19 protein-coding genes and 1 tRNA gene are annotated in these 22,682 nt (G+C 53.2%); 11 read left to right on the top strand and 9 right to left on the bottom strand.

Annotation, left to right across the window (positions count from 1 at the left end; genetic code table 11):
* Positions 1-88 precede the first annotated feature (88 nt).
* Positions 89-1,498 carry a sugar porter family MFS transporter gene (locus C4F51_RS16355; protein ID WP_193911623.1) on the bottom strand — a complete coding sequence of 470 codons (1,410 nt, stop codon included), beginning with the start codon at positions 1,496-1,498 and terminating at the stop codon, positions 89-91.
* A 261-nt stretch (positions 1,499-1,759) separates the two neighbouring features.
* Positions 1,760-2,494 carry an NUDIX hydrolase gene (locus C4F51_RS16350; RefSeq protein ID WP_407926924.1) on the bottom strand — a complete coding sequence of 245 codons (735 nt, stop codon included), beginning with the start codon at positions 2,492-2,494 and terminating at the stop codon, positions 1,760-1,762.
* Positions 2,495-2,835: 341 nt separating this feature from the next.
* Between C4F51_RS16350 and C4F51_RS16345 the strand changes: the two genes are divergently transcribed.
* Both C4F51_RS16345 and xylA read left to right on the top strand, forming a co-directional pair.
* Positions 2,836-4,320, top strand: a complete 1,485-nt coding sequence (locus C4F51_RS16345) for a xylulokinase (protein WP_193911619.1) — start codon at positions 2,836-2,838, stop codon at positions 4,318-4,320.
* Between the two features lie 69 nt (positions 4,321-4,389).
* Entirely contained in the window at positions 4,390-5,721 is a 1,332-nt protein-coding gene (gene xylA, locus C4F51_RS16340; RefSeq protein ID WP_193911617.1) for a xylose isomerase, read from the top strand.
* 279 nt (positions 5,722-6,000) lie between these two features.
* Here xylA and acnA read toward each other — a convergent pair whose 3' ends face one another.
* Complete coding sequence (acnA, locus tag C4F51_RS16335) at positions 6,001-8,748, bottom strand: aconitate hydratase AcnA (RefSeq protein ID WP_193911615.1); 2,748 nt, start codon at positions 8,746-8,748, stop codon at positions 6,001-6,003.
* A gap of 238 nt (positions 8,749-8,986) precedes the next feature.
* Positions 8,987-9,913: a hypothetical protein gene (locus C4F51_RS16330; RefSeq protein ID WP_193911613.1), complete on the bottom strand. Its 927-nt coding sequence runs from the start codon at positions 9,911-9,913 to the stop codon at positions 8,987-8,989.
* A 193-nt stretch (positions 9,914-10,106) separates the two neighbouring features.
* Here C4F51_RS16330 and C4F51_RS16325 point away from each other — a divergent pair, with 193 nt between their 5' ends.
* Positions 10,107-10,946, top strand: coding sequence for an SMP-30/gluconolactonase/LRE family protein (locus C4F51_RS16325; protein WP_235992351.1), 840 nt, complete (start codon positions 10,107-10,109; stop codon positions 10,944-10,946).
* A 139-nt stretch (positions 10,947-11,085) separates the two neighbouring features.
* Here the strand turns inward: C4F51_RS16325 and C4F51_RS16320 are convergent, their stop codons facing one another.
* Both C4F51_RS16320 and C4F51_RS16315 read right to left on the bottom strand, forming a co-directional pair.
* Complete coding sequence (locus tag C4F51_RS16320; protein WP_193911608.1) at positions 11,086-12,123, bottom strand: OmpA family protein; 1,038 nt, start codon at positions 12,121-12,123, stop codon at positions 11,086-11,088.
* A 635-nt stretch (positions 12,124-12,758) separates the two neighbouring features.
* A tRNA-Leu gene (locus C4F51_RS16315) sits at positions 12,759-12,845 on the bottom strand.
* 208 nt (positions 12,846-13,053) lie between these two features.
* On the opposite strand from C4F51_RS16315, the gene rnr reads away from it, so the two are divergent.
* The 3 genes from rnr (at position 13,054) to C4F51_RS16300 (ending at position 17,198) form a co-directional block, all read left to right on the top strand.
* Positions 13,054-15,915, top strand: a complete 2,862-nt coding sequence (gene rnr / locus C4F51_RS16310; protein WP_193911606.1) for a ribonuclease R — start codon at positions 13,054-13,056, stop codon at positions 15,913-15,915.
* Between the two features lie 188 nt (positions 15,916-16,103).
* On the top strand, positions 16,104-16,850 hold the full coding sequence (rlmB, locus tag C4F51_RS16305; protein ID WP_193911604.1) for a 23S rRNA (guanosine(2251)-2'-O)-methyltransferase RlmB: 747 nt from the start codon (positions 16,104-16,106) through the stop codon (positions 16,848-16,850).
* A gap of 177 nt (positions 16,851-17,027) precedes the next feature.
* Positions 17,028-17,198 carry a DUF3012 domain-containing protein gene (locus C4F51_RS16300; protein ID WP_202987710.1) on the top strand — a complete coding sequence of 57 codons (171 nt, stop codon included), beginning with the start codon at positions 17,028-17,030 and terminating at the stop codon, positions 17,196-17,198.
* A gap of 4 nt (positions 17,199-17,202) precedes the next feature.
* Here the strand turns inward: C4F51_RS16300 and C4F51_RS16295 are convergent, their stop codons facing one another.
* Entirely contained in the window at positions 17,203-18,024 is an 822-nt protein-coding gene (locus C4F51_RS16295; protein WP_193911602.1) for a DODA-type extradiol aromatic ring-opening family dioxygenase, read from the bottom strand.
* Positions 18,025-18,072: 48 nt separating this feature from the next.
* Complete coding sequence (locus C4F51_RS16290; RefSeq protein ID WP_193911600.1) at positions 18,073-18,339, bottom strand: hypothetical protein; 267 nt, start codon at positions 18,337-18,339, stop codon at positions 18,073-18,075.
* Between the two features lie 176 nt (positions 18,340-18,515).
* Here C4F51_RS16290 and C4F51_RS16285 point away from each other — a divergent pair, with 176 nt between their 5' ends.
* Positions 18,516-19,253, top strand: coding sequence for a nuclear transport factor 2 family protein (locus tag C4F51_RS16285; protein ID WP_193911598.1), 738 nt, complete (start codon positions 18,516-18,518; stop codon positions 19,251-19,253).
* A gap of 9 nt (positions 19,254-19,262) precedes the next feature.
* Here the strand turns inward: C4F51_RS16285 and C4F51_RS16280 are convergent, their stop codons facing one another.
* On the bottom strand, positions 19,263-19,643 hold the full coding sequence (locus tag C4F51_RS16280) for a termination factor Rho (protein ID WP_193911597.1): 381 nt from the start codon (positions 19,641-19,643) through the stop codon (positions 19,263-19,265).
* Between the two features lie 300 nt (positions 19,644-19,943).
* Between C4F51_RS16280 and rpsF the strand changes: the two genes are divergently transcribed.
* From rpsF to dnaB, 4 genes are all read left to right on the top strand, one after another.
* Positions 19,944-20,384 (top strand): 30S ribosomal protein S6, encoded by a 441-nt coding sequence (gene rpsF / locus C4F51_RS16275; protein WP_193911595.1) that lies wholly within the window; start codon positions 19,944-19,946, stop codon positions 20,382-20,384.
* A 3-nt stretch (positions 20,385-20,387) separates the two neighbouring features.
* Complete coding sequence (gene rpsR / locus C4F51_RS16270; RefSeq protein ID WP_007643439.1) at positions 20,388-20,615, top strand: 30S ribosomal protein S18; 228 nt, start codon at positions 20,388-20,390, stop codon at positions 20,613-20,615.
* 67 nt (positions 20,616-20,682) lie between these two features.
* A complete protein-coding gene (gene rplI / locus C4F51_RS16265; RefSeq protein WP_193911593.1) occupies positions 20,683-21,129 on the top strand; it encodes a 50S ribosomal protein L9 in 447 nt (148 codons plus the stop codon).
* A 129-nt stretch (positions 21,130-21,258) separates the two neighbouring features.
* Positions 21,259-22,653: a replicative DNA helicase gene (gene dnaB / locus C4F51_RS16260; RefSeq protein ID WP_193911591.1), complete on the top strand. Its 1,395-nt coding sequence runs from the start codon at positions 21,259-21,261 to the stop codon at positions 22,651-22,653.
* Positions 22,654-22,682 lie beyond the last annotated feature (29 nt).

Here is a 22,682-nt window from a genome sequence, read left to right as displayed (position 1 = left end):
CTCTCTTAAAAATGGTTTTCTTATTGTCGGTTCACAGGCATAAAAAAACCACCCGAAGGTGGTTTTTTAGCGGCAACAACCTGGCGGGTTACCCCTCCATTTGCTCCAGTTCTTTCTGTTTGGTTTCCTTCACATACTTGATAACAAAGAACACCGACACCAGCGCACAGAAGGTATAAATACCGTAAGCACCGGCCAGCCCGATGGATGCCAGTAGCAGCGGGAAGGTGAGGATAACAATAAAATTGGAGCCCCATTGCGCCAGCCCTGCCACCGCCAGGCCGGAACCGCGAATCTGGTTGGGGAACATTTCGCCGAGCATTACCCACATCACCGGGCCCCAGGACGCGTTAAAAAATACGACGTAAAGGTTGGCGGCAACCAGCGCCAGCACGCCCATGTTGTCGGAAAGACGCAACTGACCGGTGGCATCCTGGGTGGCAGAGGAGAAAGCACCAACCAGCAGCGCGAGGGTAACTGCCATACCAACCGAGCCAACCCACAGCAGCGGGCGGCGGCCAATTTTATCAACCAGCAACAAAGAGATAATACAGGCACCAATACTCAGCCCACCGGAGATCACGTTAATCAGTAGCGCATCGCCTTCAGAGAAACCAACCGCCTGCCACAACACGGCGCCGTAATAAAACACCACGTTGATGCCCACCAACTGTTGAAATACGGCCAGGCCAATGCCTACCCAGACAATCGGGCGAATACGCTGCGCAACCTTGTCGAACAGGTCGGAAAGGCGAGGGCGGTTCTCGGACAGAGAGTCTTTGATTTCATGGTATTTCCGGTTGCCTTGTTCAGTACCGTACAAACGGGTCAACACGTCCAGCGCATCGTCCTTTCTGCCCTGGGCTACCAGGTAGCGCGGGCTTTCCGGAATCAACAGCAAGGACAAAAAGAAAATGGCGGAAGGCACAATCTCTACCCAGAACATCCACCGCCAGGCTTCAAAGCCCAGCCAGAATTCTGCCGAGGCAGAGCCGGCAGCCTGGGCCAGCAAATAGTTACTCAGGAAGGCAACGAACAGACCGGTGATAATGGCGATTTGCTGAATGGTGGCAAGGCGACCACGGTAATGAGCGGGCGCCACTTCACTGATATACGCCGGGGCCATAACGCTGGCCGCGCCCACAGCAAGACCGCCAACCAGGCGATAGGCCACAAATTCAAATGAGGAATCGGCGATACCGGCCCCCCATGAAGTGATCAGGTAAATGATGGCAGACAGCAGCAAAATGGTGCGGCGGCCATAAATGTCAGCCATGCGCCCGGCGAAGAATGCACCGATGGCACAGCCCAGTAGCATGGAGGCAACGTTAAAGCCGGTGCCTGCCGTGTCGGATTGAAACGCGATTTTCAAACCGTCGACCGTGCCGTTAATTACACCGCTGTCAAAGCCAAACAAAAAACCGCCGATAGTGGCGATACAGCTGATAAGAATAATAAAGGATGTATTGCCCTGATCGGGTTTGGATAGTTGATTCATTCGGGTACCTGCTTATTGAAATTATTCAGTGCCAGAGCAGTGTGCCGACCACCGGCTTGCCGGTAACGGGATTTTCTCTGACAAGGTTGGTGCGTCTGTTATCAGACATCTGCCAGCCGACTTGCCGGGAGGTAAGCCGGTTGTTTTCAGGTGACCAGCATCTTAGCTGAATATGGTTTTAGTGACTATATGAAAATCGGGATTCCGGTCATGCTAAAAAACTTTAGCCATGAGAAATCCCGTTGGTGAGGAAAAAACCGCTTAAATTTCGAAAGAAAAGCCGGATTCACTCAGCTGTTTATACACTTCCGGATCAAACCGGTAGAGGTTGGCGGCGCGGTGAGGCACCCCTTGCTGCTTTTCGTTGCAAGGCGTCAGCAAGTCCATCTTCATGATTTTGCGGCGGAAGTTCGGCTTGTCGAGAGTGGTGTTAAGGATCGCCTCATACAGCGCTTGCAGTTGCAGCAGGGTAAATTTTTCCGGCAACAGGTTAAAGCCGATCGGCTGATGACAAACCTGGTGGCGCAGGAATTTAATACCGTAAGAGAGAATTTCAGCGTGGTCGTAAATCAATTCGGGCAGGTTATTAACGCTGGCCCAGTGCACATCACCGGCGCTTAAGGCAATAACATCCTGATAGTTTTCGGCGCTAACCAGGGCGTAGTAAGCAATGGTTACTACCCGCTCATTGGGGAAACGATCAATGCGACCGAAGGCTTTCAGCTGTTCCAGGTAGAGGTTTTTCACCCCGGTCCATTCTTCCAGCAGGCGGGCAGCGGCATCGCGCAGGTTTTCGTCGTAACGAATCCAGCCGCCGGGTAGCGCCCAGAGGTTGTCATGGCCGGGTTCATGGCGCTTCACCAGCAGCACTTTCAGTTCATCGTTATCGAGACCGAAAATCAGGTTATCGATAGTGAGCGCTTTAATAACGTTCTCAGGTAAAAACAGGGGCTCTACGTGAATGATGCCGGGGTGAGCCGGTTGTTGCTTCGACAAGTGATCAATCCTCATGAGGGCTAACAGTGTGCAAAGGGTGCTTTGGCCGCATTCTCTGTTTGCACGATATCGGCTTTATTATCGAATAACGGCACATTGTATAAGGCGTAACCCTTGTGGTCGAGCATTTGTCTGATGGTTGCATAAACTTGTGTGCAAGTGTACTAATGCCGGTAAAGGAAAAATCAAGTAATGCAAATCCGCTTAACGGCTTCTTGTGGTCAGTCCGACAATAAGATTATACTGCGCTCCATCCACCCGGCAGTGCTTTAACAGCGGTTGTCTTTCGCTTGCCGGGTTTTACCTGTTTATCTTTGATCAGTTACGTAGAGAATAAAAAGATGCTGTTTTTGGGTATTGATATTGGCAGTTCGTCTACCAAAGTGTCGGTTATTGACGGTCAAACCGGAAAGTCGCTGGGCTCTGCCCAGTACCCGGACTCGGAGCTGGAAATTCTCAGCCCCGAGCCGGGCTTTGCCGAACAGCATCCGGACACCTGGTGGGATTGCACCCGTCAGGCCTGTGCGCGCCTGTTCGCTACCAAAGCCTTCGATCCCAAGCAGATCGAAGCGATTGGCATTTCTTATCAAATGCACGGCCTGGTACTGGTCGATGCCGACCAGCAAGTCCTGCGCCCGGCCATTATCTGGTGCGACAGCCGTGCGGTGCCTTATGGCGAAGAAGCCTTTAATGGTTTGGGGGCAGATTACTGCTTCTCTCACCTGTTGAACTCGCCGGGCAACTTTACCGCCGCCAAGCTGCGTTGGGTTCAGCAGAACCAGCCGGAGCTTTTCTCCCGCATCGACAAAATTTTGCTGCCAGGCGACTACATCGCCCTGAAATTGACCGGTGAAACCACCACTACGGCATCCGGTTTGTCCGAAGGCACGCTGTGGGATTTCCCGCGTCAGCAAGTTGCCAGCGACCTGTTAAAACACTGGAACATTGATGAGCGCTTTATTGCCACGCTGGTACCGGGTATCGGTGCACAAGGCGAAGTCAGTGCAGCGGCAGCGGCGGAACTGGGCATTCGCCCGGGTGTCAAGGTGAGCTACCGCGCTGGCGATCAGCCGAATAACGCGTTCAGTCTGAATGTATTGGAAAACGGCGAAGTGGCGGCGACTGCCGGTACCTCGGCGGTTATTTACGGTGTTACCGATCAGCCGGCGGCAGATCGCCAGTCGCGTGTGAATACCTTCTTGCACATTACCGATACGCCGGAACAACCGCGTAATGGTGTGCTGGTTTGTGTAAACGGTGCCGGGCGTTGTTACAGCTGGTTGCGCCAGACACTGGCCGCTGCCGGCCAAACACCGTCTTATGCATTGCTGAATGGTCTGGCTGAAAAAGTGGCCATTGGCAGTGAAGGTTTGATTTTTCATCCGTTTGGCAACGGTGCCGAGCGGATTTTCCAGAATCGCAATCCGGGCGCGCAACTGCGCAACCTTGATTTCAACCGTCATGGCCTTGGCCATATGGTACGTGCTGCTCAGGAAGGTATCGTGTTCTCCCTGAACCAGGGCTTTGATGTACTCAAGTCTCTGGGCGGCAGTTGCGATGTGGTACGTGTTGCCAAAGGCAATATGTTCCTGAGTGATGTGTTTGCGCGCGCGTTTGCCAATACCACCGAAGCGGCGGTAGAAATGTTTGAAACCGACGGCGCTGAAGGTGCTGCACGGGGTGCAGCATTGGGTAGCGGTTATTACGCATCGGCCAAAGAAGCGTTTGGCGGTTTGACGCGTGTTGCGGTAGTAGAACCCGAAGCGGAAGCCGTTGCGCGTTATCGGGATGCTTATCAACAGTGGGTTGCACTGTTACCGGTTTAAATAAATGCAGGCGTTGCGGGTTGACGTTTGTCTCTGTGTTGATTGACTCAATTTATTCACGAGGTTGTTATGGCAATTGTATTGGGCAGCAAGGAATATTTTCCTGGTATCGGCAAAATCGCCTTTGAAGGTGCGGATTCAGACAATCCGTTGTCCTTTAAATACTACGACGAGAATCGCGTAGTTGCTGGCAAAACCATGAAAGATCATTTCAAATTTGCTGTGTCTTACTGGCACTCTTTCTGCGGCACCGGTGCTGATCCGTTCGGTCCGGGCACCAAAGTTTTCCCGTGGGATGCCAACAGCGATGCAGTAGGTCGTGCACGCGACAAAATGGATGCCGCTTTTGAATTCATCACCAAGCTGGGCACTCCTTACTACTGTTTCCACGACGTTGACCTGGTTGACCTGGCCAGCGACCGCGCTGAATCTACCAAGCGTCTGCAAGCCATTGTTGATTACGCCAAGCAAAAACAAACCGAATCCGGTGTGAAGCTGCTGTGGGGTACTTCCAACCTGTTCTCGCATCCGCGTTACATGAACGGTGCTTCTACCAACCCGGATTTCAACGTGGTTGCTTACGCCGGTGCGCAATTGAAAGATGCCATCGACGCGACTATCGCTCTGAACGGTGAAAACTATGTGTTCTGGGGCGGCCGTGAAGGTTACATGAGCCTGATCAACACCGAAATGAAACGCGAACAGGAACACCTGGCGCGCTTCCTGACCATCGCTCGTGACTACGCTCGTGGCCAAGGCTTCAAAGGTACTTTCTTCATTGAGCCGAAGCCAATGGAGCCGACCAAGCACCAGTACGATTTCGACAGCGCCACCGTTATCGGCTTCCTGAAAGCCCACGGTCTGGAAAAAGATTTCAAACTGAACATCGAAACCAACCATGCCACCCTGGCTGGTCACACTATGGATCACGAACTGCAAACTGCTGCTGATGCCGGCATGCTGGGCAGCATCGACGCCAACCGTGGTGACTACCAGAACCAGTGGGATACCGACCAGTTCCCGATCAACATCAACGAAACTGTAGACATCATGCTGGTATTGCTGCGTAACGGCGGCCTGCAAGGTGGCGGCGTAAACTTCGACGCGAAAACCCGTCGTAACTCTACCGACCTGGCTGATTTGTTCCACGGTCACATTGGCGGTATGGATACGTTTGCGCGCGCGCTGTTGATTGCTGATGATTTGATTCAGAAGTCGCCGCTGGAAAAGCTGCGTAAAGAGCGTTATGCCACTTTCGATAGCGGCAATGGTGCGCTGTTTGAACAAGGTAAATTGACGCTGGAACAACTGGCAGGCTTGGGTAACGCTAACGGCGAACCGGCTTCTACCAGTGGTCAGCAAGAGCTGTACGAAAACATCGTGAACCGTTACATCCGTTAATGTAACGCTCGCGAAGCATCGCCTGGGCCGGTCCGGTATCTTGAATATCGGGTCGGCCTTTTTTATGGGCGGTATTTCGAGAGAGGTTTTTAAATTTTGATGAGTGCAACTCTGTCCGTTCGTTGTCAGGATCTTTGTTTCAAAAACGCATGAATACGTCCGTGTAGCTCCGACGAGTCATCCCTGACTCGACGGTTTTGAAACAAAGATCCTGACAACGAACTCGCATGGTGCTGCGCTGAAACTTTCACACGGTTCGAGTTATTTATTCGCGAAATATCAGCTTTTATTTTCCGCCAGATTGCGCAGTACGTAATGCAAAATACCGCCATGGAGGAAGTAATTAAATTCGTTAGCCGTATCAATACGAACCTTCACATTAAACACAATTGCACCATTACCTTCGGGTGAGCGGGCGGTGATGGTGAGCTTGTCGGTGTCGGCGGTGATCGCTGGAATATCAAATATTTCCCGCCCGCTTAAATGCAATGACTCCGCCGATTCACCGGCTTCAAACTGCAGCGGCAAAATACCCATGCCCACCAGATTCGAACGGTGAATCCGTTCGTAACTTTCCGCAATCACCGCTTTAACACCGAGCAACGCTGGCCCTTTGGCTGCCCAGTCGCGCGACGAGCCGGAACCGTATTCCTTGCCCGCCAATACAATCAGCGGTGTGCCATCGGCGCGGTAGCGCTCTGACGCATCGTAAATGCTCATCACTTCATTGCCGGGTAGCCAGGTCGTCCAGCTGCCTTCGGTATCCGGTGCCATGCGGTTTTTCAGGCGCACGTTGGCGAAGGTGCCGCGCATCATCACTTCGTGGTTGCCGCGGCGCGAACCGTAAGAGTTGAAGTCTGCCGGGGTTACGCCGCGCTGCTGCAAATACAAACCGGCCGGGCTGTTGGGCATGATGCTGCCCGCCGGGGAAATGTGGTCAGTAGTGATGCTGTCACCCACCATCACCAGGCAACGCGCTGATGCGACTGCTTGCAGCGGCTGTGGCTGAGCGGGCATGTCATCAAAGAAGGGCGGCTTGCGCACGTAGTCGGATTCCGGCCAGGCGTAACGCTGGCTTTCGGTGACAGGTAGCGCGTTCCAGTGCTCATCGCCCCGGTAAACGTCGGCGTAAGTGCGGGTGAACATGTCCGGTTCCAGCGCGGTTTGAATGGTCTGCTGGATTTCTTCATTGCTGGGCCAGATGTCTTTCAGGTAAACCGGGCTGGCATCATCACGGTAGCCAATGGGGTCAGTGGTCAGGTCGATTTGCAGCGTACCGGCAATGGCGTAAGCGACCACCAGCGGTGGTGATGCGAGGTAATTGTTGCGCACTTCGGCGTGGATTCTGCCTTCAAAGTTGCGGTTGCCGGATAGCACCGCACTCGCCAGCAAATCGCCTTGACGAATGGCATCGGAAATTTCGGCGGGCAGCGGCCCGGAGTTGCCGATGCAGGTTGTACAGCCGTAACCGACCAGATAAAAACCCAGCGCTTCCAGGTCTTCCATCAGCCCGGCTTTTTGCAAGTATTCGGTCACCACTTGCGAGCCGGGTGCCAGGCTGGTTTTTACCCAGGGTTTGCTGTTAAGCCCCAGGCTTCTCGCTTTTCTGGCCACCAGGCCGGCGGCAATCAGTACTGCCGGGTTGGAGGTGTTGGTGCAGCTGGTGATAGCGGCGATTACCACGGCGCCGTGCTTGAGTGAAAAGTGTTTATCGCGATAGTCCACCGCGACTTCGCCTTCCCGGGATTGTTGCTGCCCGGTTGCAGTACCGCCGCCCTCACTGGCGAAATTGCCTTCAGCCGTGGAGTGGATGACATTGCGACGGCTTGCCTGATAATCCGACAGCGACCGTTCAAAACGTGCTTTGGCGTCGGTGAGCGGAATTTTATCCTGCGGGCGACGCGGCCCGGCAATGGATGGCACCACATCGCGTAAATCCAGCGTCAGCGTATGGCTGTAGTTCGCTTCGGGTGTGTTGTCATCGTGCCACAGCCCCATGGCTTTCATATAGGTTTCCGTCAGCTCCAGCTGGGCTTCGCTGCGGCCGGTAAAGCGCAGGTAATCCAGGGTTTGCTGATCAACCGGAAATATTCCGCAGGTAGCGCCGTATTCCGGTGCCATATTGCCGATGGTGGCGCGGTCGGCCAGCGTCAGATTTTTCAAACCGGGGCCGAAAAATTCAACGAACTTGCCGACCACTCCCAGGGAGCGCAGCATTTGCGTCACGGTTAATACCAGATCAGTGGCGGTGGTGCCTTCGGGTAACTTGCCGGTGAGGCGAAACCCAACTACTTGAGGGATCAGCATGGATATTGGCTGGCCGAGCATGGCGGCTTCGGCTTCAATGCCGCCCACGCCCCAGCCGAGCACACCGAGGCCGTTGATCATGGTGGTGTGCGAATCGGTGCCTACCAGCGTGTCCGGGTAGATTTCCCGCAGGTCGTTTTCTTCGCGCGTAAATACGCCTCGGGCGAGATATTCCAGGTTAACCTGGTGGACGATACCGGTGCCGGGCGGCACCACTTTGAAATTGGAAAAGGCTTTTTGCCCCCAGCGTAAAAATTGATAGCGCTCGCGGTTGCGCTCAATTTCAATGGCTGTATTTTTTTGCAAGGCGCTGTCATCGCCAAAAAAGTCCACCATGACCGAGTGGTCAATCACCAGCTCCACCGGCGATAGCGGATTGATGCGCTCTGCATTGCCGCCCAGCGCCACCACCGCATCGCGCATGGCGGCGAGGTCAACAATCGCGGGCACACCGGTAAAATCCTGCAGTACCACCCGCGCCGGTACAAACGCAATTTCGCGATCCGGTTCTGCCTGCGGATTCCAGCCGGCGAGTGCGCGAATGTCTTCATCGGAAACAAAGTTGGATTGCGCGTGGCGCAGCAAATTTTCCAGCAGAATTTTCAGGGAATAGGGCAGGCGATCAAGATCGAAACTTTCTGCCACCTTGTTGAATGGATAAATGCGCCAGGATTTTCCGGCAACTGTCAGGGTTTCAACCGATTGTAACGACGTTGTCATGGGGGCCTCTGATCTGATTTCTTATGGCACAGCGCGAGGCTGCATAACCAAACACGGTCTTTTGAGTATAGATCAGAATAATGAGGGGATTTTTACCGGGCATGGGTAGCGCCGGGTGCCGGCTCAGTGGTGGCGTGACAGGTCACGAGCCGGCGGCGTTATCAGAAATATTGCTTAAAAATAAAGGGATTATTTTTAAAGGGAGTGATGACGTTCATAAAACAGGCGCAATGAAAATTTACAAATTGCTGCCGGACAGTTCGATAGCTTGTTTGTTTTTGATTTTTTCAATCAGCGTTTGGCCCTCGCGTAGCGCGTCTTCAATGTCCCTTGCAGAAAGAAAAGATTCCAGATTCTCGGTAAAAATGTCCCGGTTACAAAAGTCGCCCAGAATGCAGTTCACATAATGCCAACTGATCGCTTGATGACGATCCTGCTCGAACTGCGAATAGTAACCTCCCACCAGCAAATAAATTTCCGGATCATTGTGCATCAGGGCGCGCTCAAGAAAACCTTTTACCTGAGCCTGGTCAAATGCATCTGGATGCTGACGCCAGTAGAGCGATTGGGCCACCGGGTGCTCCTGTAGCAGCGCCTGGTCAAACCAGTTTTGATACTCATCGCGGATGCGGGCGTGCGGCACCAATTCCCATAGCGGTTTGCAGAACTCAATCACGGTTTCCACCTGGGTTGCCAGCGCGGCACCTACCCGATCACGAATTTGCGACATCGCCTCCGGTGGTGGTGCCCGTCGGCATTCATTCAACGCTCGTGATACCTGATATTGGCTCTCCACGTCACCCTCGCGGGCTCTTTCGATATTCGCCAGATACAAGTCTTCCGGTTTCAGCGGGTGAATATTCCCGGTGCCGGGCGGCGGCACCGAGACTTCCAGCCGGATATTGTTAAATGCGGTGTCGTAAAGCTGGTCGAGCGCATGCCGGTGATCCGGCGTGTCGGCGGGTATTTCGGGGCTTGTCGCTACGGGCATCGCGGTAATGGCCGGTTTTGCTTTCAGCGTCTCTGTGGGGTGGCCAGCTGACGCTTCCACACTGCCCGGCGCAACGGTGGGTGCTACAGGTTCTTCAGCACTGATAAAGAGCATCACCAGCCCGGCACTGAGTAACAGGGGCAGGAGCAGTAACTTCCGGTGGCGCAGATTCATTCGCAAATCCTTAACGATAGAAGGGCAATCCATACGAGGTGGCATGACAAAAGCGGATGATAATCAATTCCACATAAATTAAGAAGTCAGTGCATATTGGACAACGTTGTCTTTTGCGGCCAATTGTGCTCATAATCATCGCTTTCGCATAACAAGGGCAGTCAGGCGTATGAAGAACGGGATTCTGATAATCATGCTGACGGGATTGGTCGCCTGTCAGGCGGTGCCACCGCAGGAGGTTTACGCTGCACGCGATCTGGTGGCAGACGGTGTGTTTACCGCCGGGATAGAAGGCCCGGCGGTGGGGCCGGATGGCTATTTATATGTAGTGAACTTTCAAAAGGAAGGCACCATCGGGCGCGTTAGCGCTGACGGCAAGGCGGAATTGTTTGTGAACTTGCCGGAAGGCAGCACGGGCAACGGCATCCGCTTTGATACTGCCGGTGATATGTACGTCGCGGATTATACCGGCCACAATATTTTGAAAATTTCACCGCCCGCGCGTCAAATCAGCGTGTGGGCGCATAACCCGGCGATGCATCAGCCCAACGACATTGCGATTACCCAAAGCGGTATTTTATTTGCCAGTGACCCGGATTGGAAAAATGAAGCCGGCCAATTGTGGCGCATCGACACCGACGGCAAAACGGTATTGCTGGAAAGCGGTATGGGTACTACCAATGGTGTGGCCGTCAGCCCTAATCAAAAACGTTTGTACGTTAACGAAAGTGTTCAGCGTAATGTCTGGGTATACGACCTGAGTGCCGATGGCAGCATCAGTAACAAACGTTTGCTCATTCAATTTTCTGATCACGGCATGGACGGAATGCGTTGCGATGATGCCGGCAATTTATACATCGCCCGTTACGGTGCCGGTGTGATTGCCGTGGTATCGCCAGCGGGAAAATTGTTGAGAGAAATTCCCTTGAAAGGAAAGTTACCGACCAACCTGGCGTTTGGTGGAAAAAATAATAAACAGGTTTTTGTCACCCTGCAGGATCGCGGTGCTGTAGAAACTTTTTTTATTAAATAGCGTTTTGTTCAGCAACTTTTTATTCGGGAAATTTTTATTCAGTAATATGGATTTCAGTTGTTTTTATAAAAAAAATCCAGGCAATAAAAAAGGGCGCACGAGGCGCCCTTTTTTATTGTCGTAACGACGCGTTATTTTATTAACGAGTCACTTTACGAGTAACGTCGGTGCTGATTTCAGCAACTACACGACGGTTTTTTCCACGGCCTTCAACAGTTGCATTGCTGGCAACTGGTTTGTCCTGACCGTAACCAACTGCTTTTACACGCTCTGGCGCAATATTGAAACGCTTGATCAGCGTTTCACGTACCGAGTCAGCGCGACGCTGGGACAGTGCTTTGTTGTGTGCTGCAGAACCGGTGCTGTCGGTGTGACCTTCAACAGTAACCTGAGTGTTCAGGTATTGGTTCATGAACTCGGCAACTTTCTTCACTTCCGGCAGGAACGCATCTTTAACAACGGCGCTGTCAGAATCGAAGGTAACCGCCAGGTCAATAGATACTGCCTGAGTCAGTTCCATCGGGCAGCCATCAGCGTCTACTTTGTACTGACGCGGAGTGTCCGGGCACTTGTCACGGGAATCCGGTACGCCGTCGCCATCGCTATCCGGGTCTACTGCAGGAGCCGGAGCCGGTTTTGGAGCCGCTGCCGGTTTGCTTTCCTGATGACCGAACAGGAAGCTGACGCCGGTACCAAACACTACGTCAGTGAAGTGTTCGTCAACGCTGTTGAAAGCGCGAACTTCGGTACGCCACTCCAGGCTTTTTGCCAGACGGCCTTTCAGACCCAGACCAAAGTTCACCATATCCTGGTGGCTTGGGTGCGGGGTGCCGCCATCCGGGCTCAGACGCTGGTTGCCAGCACCGAAGGAAGCGTAAGGACGCCATTTGCCTTCACCGAAATGGTACAACGCATCCAGACGGTACTGGGTGCCACGGACATCAACAGAAGATCCTGGCAGGTTGGATTCGTATTCGCTGGCAATCAATTCCAATGTCCAACGATTGCTCAGCACATAACCGATGCCGAGGTTGTAGTTGGTAGCATCATCCAATTCTGCACCCATCAAGGTGCGACCAACGCCAACATGCACTTCGGCAACATGATCGCGAGCATCGGCAACTGCAGACGCGGCAATCAAAGCCGACATTAAAAGCACTTTCCTGGAAATAGCCATGAGTGTCTCCTTGAGATTCCCCAATTCAATAATTCTTGATCTTGCTGTTTGATGATGCCTGTGTGTGCGACATCAGTGGCGCAGTATACCTGTTCCGTTAGCAATTGACATGGAAGTTACGGTTCGAGCGTGGAGAATATTAACGACAGCCGCAAGTCTGTTATGAAAACGTGAAGTGCGCCTGAGCTTAATGCGAACCGGGTTTGTTTTGGTGTTTAATGCGCCAGAAAAAGTAACAGTACTTTGCTTAACAAAAGCTGAATAAATTTTTTAAAAGTGGAAAATAACTCGACACATTTTTGCCAGTTTGGTTATTAATTTTTTTAAAAAAATAGCGCACGCTTTTTAATGTGTTTTTTAAAGCACAAAATTTTTTTCTGAAATAAAAAATAATAGAAGGGCGGTGCAGCAAAAAAAGCGGATGAAGAAAATAAAAATTATTGCTGTTTAATTGGCGCCAATTTTTTATCAGCGATGCACTATTCAGCACGGCCACACATCATAAAATGTGCAACATGAATGTTGAAGGAAAACGCGGTGGAGTTAATTTTTATTTGAAAGGAATTGTGTCGCTGGCGAGCGCAGCAGTCGCGCAATAAAAAAGCCCCGATATCGCTATCGGGGCTTTTTAAATATGGTGCCCAGAAGAGGACTTGAACCTCCACGGCCGTAAGGCCACCAACACCTGAAGCTGGCGTGTCTACCAATTTCACCATCTGGGCAGAGTCGCAAGCAATGTCTGCTGCGAGTGGCGCGCACTATAAGTTTACGGCCTGCCCATGTCAACAGCTGGATGAAAATATTTTTAAAAACTTTCACCGGAGCGGGCTTCTGCCGGTGGGTTTGTTGTCGTGTCTACCCTATACTTCCCCCTATGGCGCCTGCAATTACAGGCGATAATCAACGAGCTGGTCCACCAGAGGCTATATTTTGAGCAAACGTAAATCTGTTAATGTCGATCCTTATGCCCATCGCGAAGCAGAAAAATATGACAACCCGGTTCCCAGTCGGGAGTTCATTATCGAAACACTCGAACGCGCTGCTCGCCCGGTGGGCCATCCTGAACTCTGCCAACTGCTGGGCATTGATGACGAAGAGCGCGTCGAAGCCGTTCGCCGGCGGCTGATCGCCATGGCCAGAGATGGCCAGCTGATCAGTAATCGCCGCGATGCCTTTATACCTATTAATAAAGTTGACCTGATTCGTGGCCGTGTACAGGGGCACCGCGACGGTTACGGCTTTGTGATTCGCACCGAAGGTGGTGGTGAAGACATCTGGCTGCACGGGCGCCAGATGCGCAAAGTATTCGACGGCGATGAAGTGCTGGTGCGCTTGTCCGGGGAAAGCTACCGCGGCAAGGATGAAGGCGCTATCGTCGAAGTTCTCGTGCGCAATACCCGCCAGCTGGCAGGCCGCTTCTATAACGAAGACGGTGTGTTATTCGTTCGTCCGGAGAATGCCAAAGTAACCCAGGACATCATGCTCACCCACGAGGATGCCGGTGCTGCGGTGCCCGGGCAAATTGTTGTGGTTGAAATTACCCGCCAGCCGGATAAAAACCGCCCGCCGATGGGTCGTGTTATTCAGGTGCTGGGCGATCACATGGCCCCGGGCATGGAAATCGAGCTGGCGATCCAGTCGCACAGCATTCCCAATGTGTGGCCCGATGTGGTGTTAACCGAAGCGGCGGCCATTCCGGTAGACGTGCAGGAAGCTGACAAACTTAACCGGGTCGATCTGCGCGATCTGCCTTTTGTCACTATTGATGGCGAAGATGCCCGCGACTTCGATGACGCGGTGCTGTGTGAGCGCCGTCGCGGTGGCTGGCGTTTGTTCGTTGCCATTGCCGACGTGTCGCACTACGTGGCGGTTAACAGTGAGCTGGATCGTGAAGCGCGGTTGCGCGGTAACTCGGTGTACTTTCCCGATTTTGTGGTGCCGATGTTGCCTGAGGCGCTTTCCAACGGCCTTTGTTCATTGAACCCTGCGGTAGATCGTCTTTGCCTCGTGTGCGAAATGACCGTCAGCGATGCCGGGCGCATTACCGGCTATCAATTTTATGAAGCGGTCATGCATTCCCATGCGCGACTCACCTATACCAAAGTTGCCGCGATGCTCGACGCCGATGCGCCGGACGCGGAGCTGCGCGAAACCTACGCGCATGTGCTGCCGCAGGTAGAGTTATTGCACCGCTTGTACAGTTGCTTGCGTGCCGCGCGTGATGAGCGCGGCGCAATTGATTTTGATACGGTAGAAACCCGTATTCTGTTTAACGAAGATCGAAAAATTGAACGCATTGTTCCGGTCAAACGGAATGACGCGCACAAGCTGATTGAAGAATGTATGTTGTGCGCCAACGTATCGGCCGCTCGCTTCCTCGAAAAGCATGGCATTCCTTCTCTCTATCGCGTTCACGAAGGCCCTACCGAACAAAAGCTGACCAATCTGCGCGAATTCCTCGGTGAGTTGGGGCTGGGCTTGTCCGGTGGCGCCACCCCAGACTCCGGTGATTACCAGCAATTGATGCAGGCCATTCAGGGGCGTGCCGATGCCAACATGATTCAAACGGTTATGTTGCGCAGCTTGCGCCAGGCGATGTACCAACCGGATAACCAGGGTCACTTTGGTCTGGGTTACGATGCCTATGCCCATTTCACGTCACCGATTCGCCGCTACCCGGACTTGCTGGTGCACCGCGCCATTCGTTCGGTGATTCGCAGTAATGTTGCCTCGTCCCATGTTCGCCGGGTAGAGGGAGCCAAGGCGCTGCCAACCCGTCAGATTTACCCCTATTCAATTAACGATATTCTGGTGCTCGGTGAGCAATGCTCCCTCACTGAACGCCGTGCCGACGAAGCCACCCGCGATGTGGTGAGCTGGCTGAAATGCGAATACTTGCGTGATCAGGTGGGCGAAGTATTCGAAGGTGTTATCAGTGCGGTAACCGGCTTCGGTTTGTTTGTAGAGCTGAAAGACTTGTACGTGGATGGCCTGGTGCATATTTCTGCGCTGCCTCATGACTACTACCGCTTTGAACCGGCGCAGCATCGTCTGGTTGGCGAGCGCACGCGCAAAGTCTTCGGGCTGGGTGACGGGCTGGTGGTGAAAGTGGTTCGCGTTGATCTGGAAAACCGCAAAATCGATTTTGAACTGGAATCGGTATTGGGTAATCGCCGTAACAAGGGCGCTGCAAAACCTGACAAGTCGACCGCCAAAACGGCGGGCGGAAAAGCAGCGGCGGTTAAGCCGGCAGCCCAGGCAAAAGCGGGCAAGCGCAACGCCTCCCGTGCCGCTGAAAGAACTGCGCGAAAAGTTGCCCTCAAGCGTATTGCCATTGAACAAATTCGCGAGGCTGGCAAGCCGGTTGCGCCTGCCTTAAAAGCAGAAAAACCGGCGCAGCCCAAAAAAGCGGCTCCCGCTAGCGGCGGTAAAGCTGTTGCGGCGGCGAAGAAGCCTGCGAAAAGCTCTGCGGCCAAAAAAGTGAATGCAGACGCGCCGGTAGCCAAAAAAGCGGCTAAAAAGCCGGCGGCTGTTAAAGCCTCCGCTAAAAAAACACTGGCCAGCAAAACCGCCGCGCCGGTCGTCGCAGGCAAGAAAAAAGTCGTCAAAAAAGCCGTTAACAATCCCGTGGTCGGAGGCAATAGTGAACAATCAGCAAAGGCGGTGCGCAAACCGAAGGCTGCTGCGGTACAACCGCCTAAGGCAGGCGCAACAACAAAAGCACAATCGCTCCGTGCATCACCGGCTGCGTCTCGTGCGAAAACGCTGGATAAGCCAGCGCCGAAGAAATGATTATTGGGTCATGATGGTTGAGCGCTATTTTATTTCTCATGTGTGTTTCCTGGAGCCGGCTGAGCAAGCTGGCTCCGGTTTAACCGCGCATGAAAAAGTAGCTGCGGACGAGCAGTAATTTCCCGGCAACACCTCTTCGGGTGGGTAGAGCGGTTTAAAACGGTAGCGGTTGAAAAAAGAGGCATCCTTTGTCAAAGAAACACCAACATATTTTCGGTCTGCACGCGGTGCAGGCCTTGTTAAAAAGTGCGCCGCAGCGTGTAAAAGAAATTTTTATTCTGCAAGGGCGCCAGGATCAGCGTTTGCAAAAAATATTGCACGCTGCAGAAAGTAACGGCATCCACTTCACCGCCATTGCTCGTGCCAAGCTGGATGCCATGGCCGATGATGAAAATCACCAGGGTGTTATCGCGGTCTGTACGCCCGACAAGTTGCACGATGAAGCCTTTCTTTTCGAGCTGCTGGCCGGTTTGCAGGAACCTCCTTTCCTGTTGATTCTGGACGGTGTGACCGATCCGCATAATCTCGGGGCCTGTATGCGCTCCGCCGAGGCGGCTGGCGTTCACGCGGTGATTGCACCCAAAGACAAATCGGCAGGCATGACGCCGGTTGCTCGCAAAGTTGCCTGTGGTGCCGCTGAAGTGCTGCCGTTTATTCCGGTAACCAATCTGGCGCGTACCCTGCAAAAATTGAAGGACGCCGGCATCTGGTTATTCGGTGCAGCGGGCGATGCCGACATGTCGCTGTACGATGCCAAACTTACCGGCCCGGTCGGGGTGTTGATGGGGGCAGAAGGTGATGGCTTGCGCCGCCTCACTCAGGAGCATTGCGATCATTTGATCAATATTCCCATGGCCGGAACCGTCAGCAGCCTGAACGTTTCTGTTGCCACCGGTATTTGTCTGTTTGAAGCGGTGCGCCAGCGCCGTTTGTAATTCCAGTTAGTAAAAACGCGAACACGTCTGTTTGATGTGTTCGCGTTTTTTATGTCGCCGCTTTTTTCTTCCCTGCTTATTTCCACGTCTTGTGTCCTGAAAGCACCATTATTACTGGCGTCTTCTGCCTGGCTTGCCAATACTGTTTTTACCAATTCAATCAGTGGAAGGTTTGCTATGCATATAAAAACGGCAGTATGGATATTGGCTTTGGTGATGATGACGGGGTGCGGCGCAGAAATTGGCAGCAACGAATGGTGTGAAAAAGTAGCGGCGAAACCCAAGGCGAGCTGGTCAGAAGGTGATGCCGCTGACTACGCCCGCCACTGCGTTGATGAATCTTCCTGAGTCATCAACCAAAGCGGTACTCGGACACTTTCAGTTCAATAAGCTCTTCGGCAAACGTGCGTCTGGCAGTGTCGTTGCCTGCTGCACCGGCCACCACAAACAGCGGTGTCAGGTGTTCCGGCGTTGGTTGATGAGAGGCGGTACCGCCCGGTGCTTTTTGCCACAGTTTCAACCGCGCCTTGCGCTCGTCTTCGGGTAGCGCCAGCGCTTCCTGCAACCAGACGTCGAACAGCTCGGCGTTTTGTTTGTGTCTCGGGTCGGGTGAGCGAAAGGCATACATGTTATGTACGCTCATGCCGCTGCCAATAATCAATACCCCTTCATCACGCAACGGCTGTAAGGCTTCGCCAATAGCAATGTGCAGCCCCGGGTCTTGCTGTTGTTGTAATGATAATTGCACCACGGGAATATTCGCCTGCGGGTACATCAACATCAGCGGGATAAAGGTGCCGTGATCAAAGCCGCGCTGTTTGTCTTCGGCGTTGGCGATGCCCGCTTCGCCAAGCAAGCTTTGCACCCGCTGCGCCAGCGCAGGGGAGCCGGGCGCCGGATAATTCAATTGATAGGTTTGCGCCGGAAAGCCGCCATAGTCATACAGCATGCCCGGCGACGGATGGCTACTCACGGTCGGCACGGGGGCTTCCCAATGCGCGGTCACCACCAGAATAGCTTTGGGCGCAGGCAGCAAGGTTTCGCCAATCTCTTTCAGATGAGTGGCCAGTTTTTGCCAATTATCCGGCGGGCCAAATACGCCGCTGGATAAATCCATAAACGGCCAGGGGCCAGCGCCGTGGGGAATGAAATAAAGAGGAAGGCGGTTAGACATAAAAACTCCTGATCATCACCGTAAATGGTGATGATATGCATATCATCATTAATGGACGCCAACCCGGCTTTTTTCAAGCTCGCTTTGCACGATCAAATGGCCGAGTGTGAAAAAATTTGCCGACAGTGAACCCGAAAACCACATTTGCTCGTCCAACCCTGTCTGTACATCAGCCAACCAATCTGTTTCGGATTTCAGGTCGTTTACAACATCCGTTGCTTTTTCAGGGCTATGCAGTTGCCACTCTGTCTGTTTGTCATCAGGACCTTTGTTCCAAAAACGTATGCATGCATCCCTGTAGTTCTGTCGAGTCATCCCTCGTCGGGCGCCCCTGACTAACAGTTTTGGAACAAAGGTACTGACGTCAAACTTGCATGGTGTCCGTCAGGCGGTATCGGCAATCTGGAATCCGTACAGGTTTAATTTGTACATTTGCTCTGCCAGCTACGGCCCGCAGGTATCTCAAAACAAAAACATTAGAGGTCATGGATATGCCCGATGCAGTAAAGAAAGGTTTTTTGGTAGTCGCCCTGTTGTTGCTTTTCGGCTGTGTCGCCGCGCCCGATTCCCCGGGGCAAAAAGATGTATCAGGCAATTGGTACGGCACCATCACGCTGCCGGAGCAAGCTTTGCATATTCAGGTGGCGTTGCAGCAAAGCGCCGGGAGCTGGATGGGGCGCATTGATATTCCGCAGCAGGGGTTGACCGGTTATCCGTTGGCGAATGTCGTGGTTGAGGATGCCCGCGTGCGTTTCAGCCTGCCGGGAATCCCGGGTGATCCTGTATTTGATGGCAGTCTGATGGATGGTCGTATTCATGGTGAGTTCCGGCAGGGGAGCCACCGCAATGAATTTTATCTGGGGCGCGAGCCGCTGGAAATTCCCGGAATGATCTCTGCCGCAAAAGCCGCCCACATTATTGATGGCCATCTGGCTGCCTACAATGCGCATGATCTGGAGGCTTTTTTAGCGTTTTTCCACCCGGACGTTGAGGTGTATAACTTTCCCAATAGTCTGGATAAAAGCGGTGTGTCAGCGCTGGGAAAATCCTTTGCCGAAACCTTCAAAAAGGCGCCCCATGAACGCGTTATTACCCGGATTATTAGCGGTAACCACGTGATTGACGAGGTTGAAGTGAAGTTTCAGGTTAATGGTCAGGCATTTACCGACCGCTCTACGGTGATATATACCCTTGAAGACGGTTTGATTCGCCGGATGACTTTTTTATAGTGAGGGCAATTACTCAATAGCCGCGCGCCGCAGTGCCTCTACCAGTTGATTCTTATTCATGGTGGAGCGGCCTTTGATGGCGTTGGCGCGGGCAAGCTTTAGCAGTTCTACTTTGGTTTCACTGCCCAGTGAATCGCGGCGGGGAATGCCCTGTCGGGTGGCTGCTGCGCGGCGGGCGGAAGAGCGGCGTGACGAGGCTTTTTCTTCGGCGCTTTTATCCCGCCCGCTACCGCCGGGTTTATTACCGCCACCGGATTGTTTGTTCACCGTAGCCCAGGCAATCGCGGCGGCTTCATCCGGCGCTTTGCCTTGCTCGATATAGCCCTCTTCAATCTGTTCGGCTTTGCGTTTTTGTTTTTCAGAGTATTTGCTTTTACTGCCGCGAGCCATCCTGTCCTCCTGCTTGCGCCGGTGCATGGTTAATGGTCTGTCGTACATATCGCACTTATGAGTGTAGATAACCGCTGCAGCACCCGTGCAGCAGGGGTGGTTGATTGTGGCGGAGGTGGCAAAAGGCCTGTGTGCCAGGGCGATTTTCCGGGCTTCCGGCAGCGCTGCTGCACAATTTTTGTCCTTGCAAGTCGGGGGCAATCTCTCTAGAATGGCGCGCCCTCACTTGGCCCGGGGTTTAATGGGCCTCTCCTTGTCTCACCGCACGTTCGCGGGAGGCTTCACCCGTAAGGAGCTATTATGCGTCATTACGAAATCGTATTTATGGTCCACCCGGATCAGAGCGAGCAGGTTTCAGGCATGGTTGAGCGTTATACCTCAGCTGTGAAAAACAGCGGTGGTAATGTTCACCGTCTGGAAGACTGGGGCCGCCGCCAACTGGCTTACTCCATCAACAAAATCCACAAAGCGCATTACATTCTGATGAACATCGAATGTAGCGAAGCTGTTCTGGAAGAGTTGACCACCAATTTCCGCTATAACGATGCCGTTCTGCGCAGTCTGGTTATTCGTGAAGACGAAGCCATCACTGAAGAATCATTCATCCTCAAAGCTGACAAAGAAGGCCGTGAGCGCAAAGCGCGTCCACAGCGTTCTGATCGTCGTGATGATGCTGAAGGGTCTGATGAAGACGAAGCTGATTCCGATGCGGATGAAATTGAAGAAGAGCAGGGGGTATAACCAATGGCACGTTTTTTCCGTCGTCGCAAGTTCTGCCGTTTTACCGCTGAAGGCACCAAGCGCATCGATTATAAAGATGTTGAAACGCTGAAAGCCTACATCACTGAAACCGGCAAAATTGTTCCAAGTCGTATTACCGGCACCAAAGCCAAATATCAGCGTCAGCTGGCTACTGCTATCAAGCGCGCCCGCTACCTGGCTTTGATTCCTTACACTGACAGCCACGAGTAATTCTGGCGTGGGTGACCTGCCACGGCAGGTACGACCTGGATAAACGAACATAGAGAGGGTCAACGAGATGGAAGTTATTCTGCTCGATAAAGTAGGTAAATTGGGTAATATCGGTGACAAAGTTACCGTTAAATCCGGTTATGGTCGTAACTTCCTGTTGCCGCAAGGCAAAGCAGTTGCTGCCAACGAGAAAAACATCGCTGACTTCGAAGCGCGTCGCGCTACGCTGGAAGCTGCCGCTGCTGGCAAGAAAGCAGAAGCTGAGAGCCGCGCTGCCAAACTGGCTGAACTGACTGTAACCATCGCTGCCAACGCTGGCGACGAAGGCCGTCTGTTCGGTTCTATCGGTACTCGCGACATCGCTGACGCTATCACTGCTGCTGGCGTAGAAGTAACCAAGGCAGAAGTACGTCTGCCGGAAGGTGCTCTGCGTGAAACCGGTGAGTTCGACATCGACGTTCAATTGCACTCTGAAGTAACCCAGACTATCAAGCTGGTTGTTGTTGCCGAGTAATTGAATGCGCCTGGCAGTCGCACCTGCGGCTGACAAGCGAACGAAAATCGGGCACTATCGTTGACCCCTCGGGGTTGATCATAGTGCCCGATTTTTTTTGCCCGCTGATTCAAGGAATATTCCGGTTTTATGTCTGAAAGTGCGATGGATTATTCATCCGCGACAGCTTCTGTCGCTGCCAATACCGCCATGCCCCATTCCATTGAGGCTGAGCAGGCCGTTCTGGGTGGCCTGATGCTGGACAACAAGCGCCTCGATGCGGTGCTTGAGATCGTTTCCGAATCGGACTTTTTCCGCGGCGACCACCAGTTGATCTTCCGCATGATGCTGGGCTTGCAGGAAGCCAGCCAGCCGCTGGATGTGATCACCCTTTCCGAAGAACTGGATCGACATAACGAGCTGGAAAATGCCGGTGGCCTTGCCTATCTGGCAGAAATGGCCGCCAATACCCCCAGCTCTGCCAACATTGTGGCTTACGCGCGTATCGTGCGTGAGCGCTCCACGCTGCGCCAGCTGATTCTCGCCGCGCAGGAAATCAGCAAGTCGGGGTTTAATCCGTCCGGTCTGGATTCCGATGACCTGCTGCAAATGGCAGAAAAGCGGGTTGCCGAAATTGCCGAAGATCGCCCCAAAGAAGGTGGTCTGGTCGGTGTTAACGACCTGCTCAAACAAACCGTGCAGCGTATTGACGAGCTGTTTCGCTCCGGTAGCGATATCACCGGTATTCCTACCGGCATCAATGACCTCGACCAGCGCACCTCGGGCTGGCAGCCAGGCGAACTGATTATTCTGGCGGCGCGTCCTTCCATGGGTAAAACCGCGCTGGCGCTGAACTTCGTGGAAGGCGCGCTGTTCAGCCAGCCCAAGCCGGTGCTGGTATTCAGTATGGAAATGCCCTCGGCGGCGCTGGTGATGCGGATGATGTCCTCTATCGGCCGTATTGACCAGGGCAAGATGCGTAACGGCAAGCTCACCGAAGAAGATTGGCCAAAACTCTCTTCTGCGGTAGCCAAGATGAAAGACAAGCTGCTGTTTATTGATGACACCGGTGGTTTGAACCCGCAGGAGATGCGCGCCCGCGTTCGCCGTATTGCCCGTGAACACGGCAACCCTGGCATGATCATGGTCGACTACCTGCAGCTGATGACGGTGGCGGGTGGTGGTGAAGGGCGTACCCAGGAAATTTCTGAAATTTCCCGCTCGCTGAAAGGTATCGCCAAAGAATTCGAATGCCCGATGATCGCGCTCTCGCAGTTAAACCGTGGTGTGGAACAGCGCCCCAACAAACGTCCGATGAACTCTGACCTGCGGGAATCCGGTGCGATCGAGCAGGACGCCGATGTGATCCTATTTATTTACCGCGATGAATACTACAACGAAGACAGCGCCGAAAAAGGCATCGCCGAACTGATTATCGGCAAACAGCGTAACGGCGAAATCGGTACCTGCCGCGCCGCCTTTATCGGCAAATACACCCGCTTCGATAACCTCGCACCTGAGTATTTCCAGCAGGATCAGTATTGATAGGTTGTATTTAGCTCGATTTATTCCTC

Source organism: Cellvibrio polysaccharolyticus, from assembly GCF_015182315.1.
Taxonomy (GTDB): domain Bacteria; phylum Pseudomonadota; class Gammaproteobacteria; order Pseudomonadales; family Cellvibrionaceae; genus Cellvibrio; species Cellvibrio polysaccharolyticus.
This window is presented reverse-complemented; position numbering and strand designations above follow the sequence as displayed.

Coding starts and splice junctions, on each gene's coding strand:
- C4F51_RS16355 (WP_193911623.1), bottom strand. CDS start 1,498: ATGAATCAACTATCCAAACCCGATCAGGGCAATACATCCTTTATTATT.
- C4F51_RS16345 (WP_193911619.1), top strand. CDS start 2,836: ATGCTGTTTTTGGGTATTGATATTGGCAGTTCGTCTACCAAAGTGTCG.
- xylA (WP_193911617.1), top strand. CDS start 4,390: ATGGCAATTGTATTGGGCAGCAAGGAATATTTTCCTGGTATCGGCAAA.
- acnA (WP_193911615.1), bottom strand. CDS start 8,748: ATGACAACGTCGTTACAATCGGTTGAAACCCTGACAGTTGCCGGAAAA.
- C4F51_RS16330 (WP_193911613.1), bottom strand. CDS start 9,913: ATGAATCTGCGCCACCGGAAGTTACTGCTCCTGCCCCTGTTACTCAGT.
- C4F51_RS16325 (WP_235992351.1), top strand. CDS start 10,107: ATGCTGACGGGATTGGTCGCCTGTCAGGCGGTGCCACCGCAGGAGGTT.
- C4F51_RS16320 (WP_193911608.1), bottom strand. CDS start 12,123: ATGGCTATTTCCAGGAAAGTGCTTTTAATGTCGGCTTTGATTGCCGCG.
- C4F51_RS16300 (WP_202987710.1), top strand. CDS start 17,028: ATGCATATAAAAACGGCAGTATGGATATTGGCTTTGGTGATGATGACG.
- C4F51_RS16295 (WP_193911602.1), bottom strand. CDS start 18,024: ATGTCTAACCGCCTTCCTCTTTATTTCATTCCCCACGGCGCTGGCCCC.
- C4F51_RS16290 (WP_193911600.1), bottom strand. CDS start 18,339: ATGACTCGACAGAACTACAGGGATGCATGCATACGTTTTTGGAACAAA.
- C4F51_RS16285 (WP_193911598.1), top strand. CDS start 18,516: ATGCCCGATGCAGTAAAGAAAGGTTTTTTGGTAGTCGCCCTGTTGTTG.
- C4F51_RS16280 (WP_193911597.1), bottom strand. CDS start 19,643: ATGGCTCGCGGCAGTAAAAGCAAATACTCTGAAAAACAAAAACGCAAA.
- rpsF (WP_193911595.1), top strand. CDS start 19,944: ATGCGTCATTACGAAATCGTATTTATGGTCCACCCGGATCAGAGCGAG.
- rpsR (WP_007643439.1), top strand. CDS start 20,388: ATGGCACGTTTTTTCCGTCGTCGCAAGTTCTGCCGTTTTACCGCTGAA.
- rplI (WP_193911593.1), top strand. CDS start 20,683: ATGGAAGTTATTCTGCTCGATAAAGTAGGTAAATTGGGTAATATCGGT.
- dnaB (WP_193911591.1), top strand. CDS start 21,259: ATGTCTGAAAGTGCGATGGATTATTCATCCGCGACAGCTTCTGTCGCT.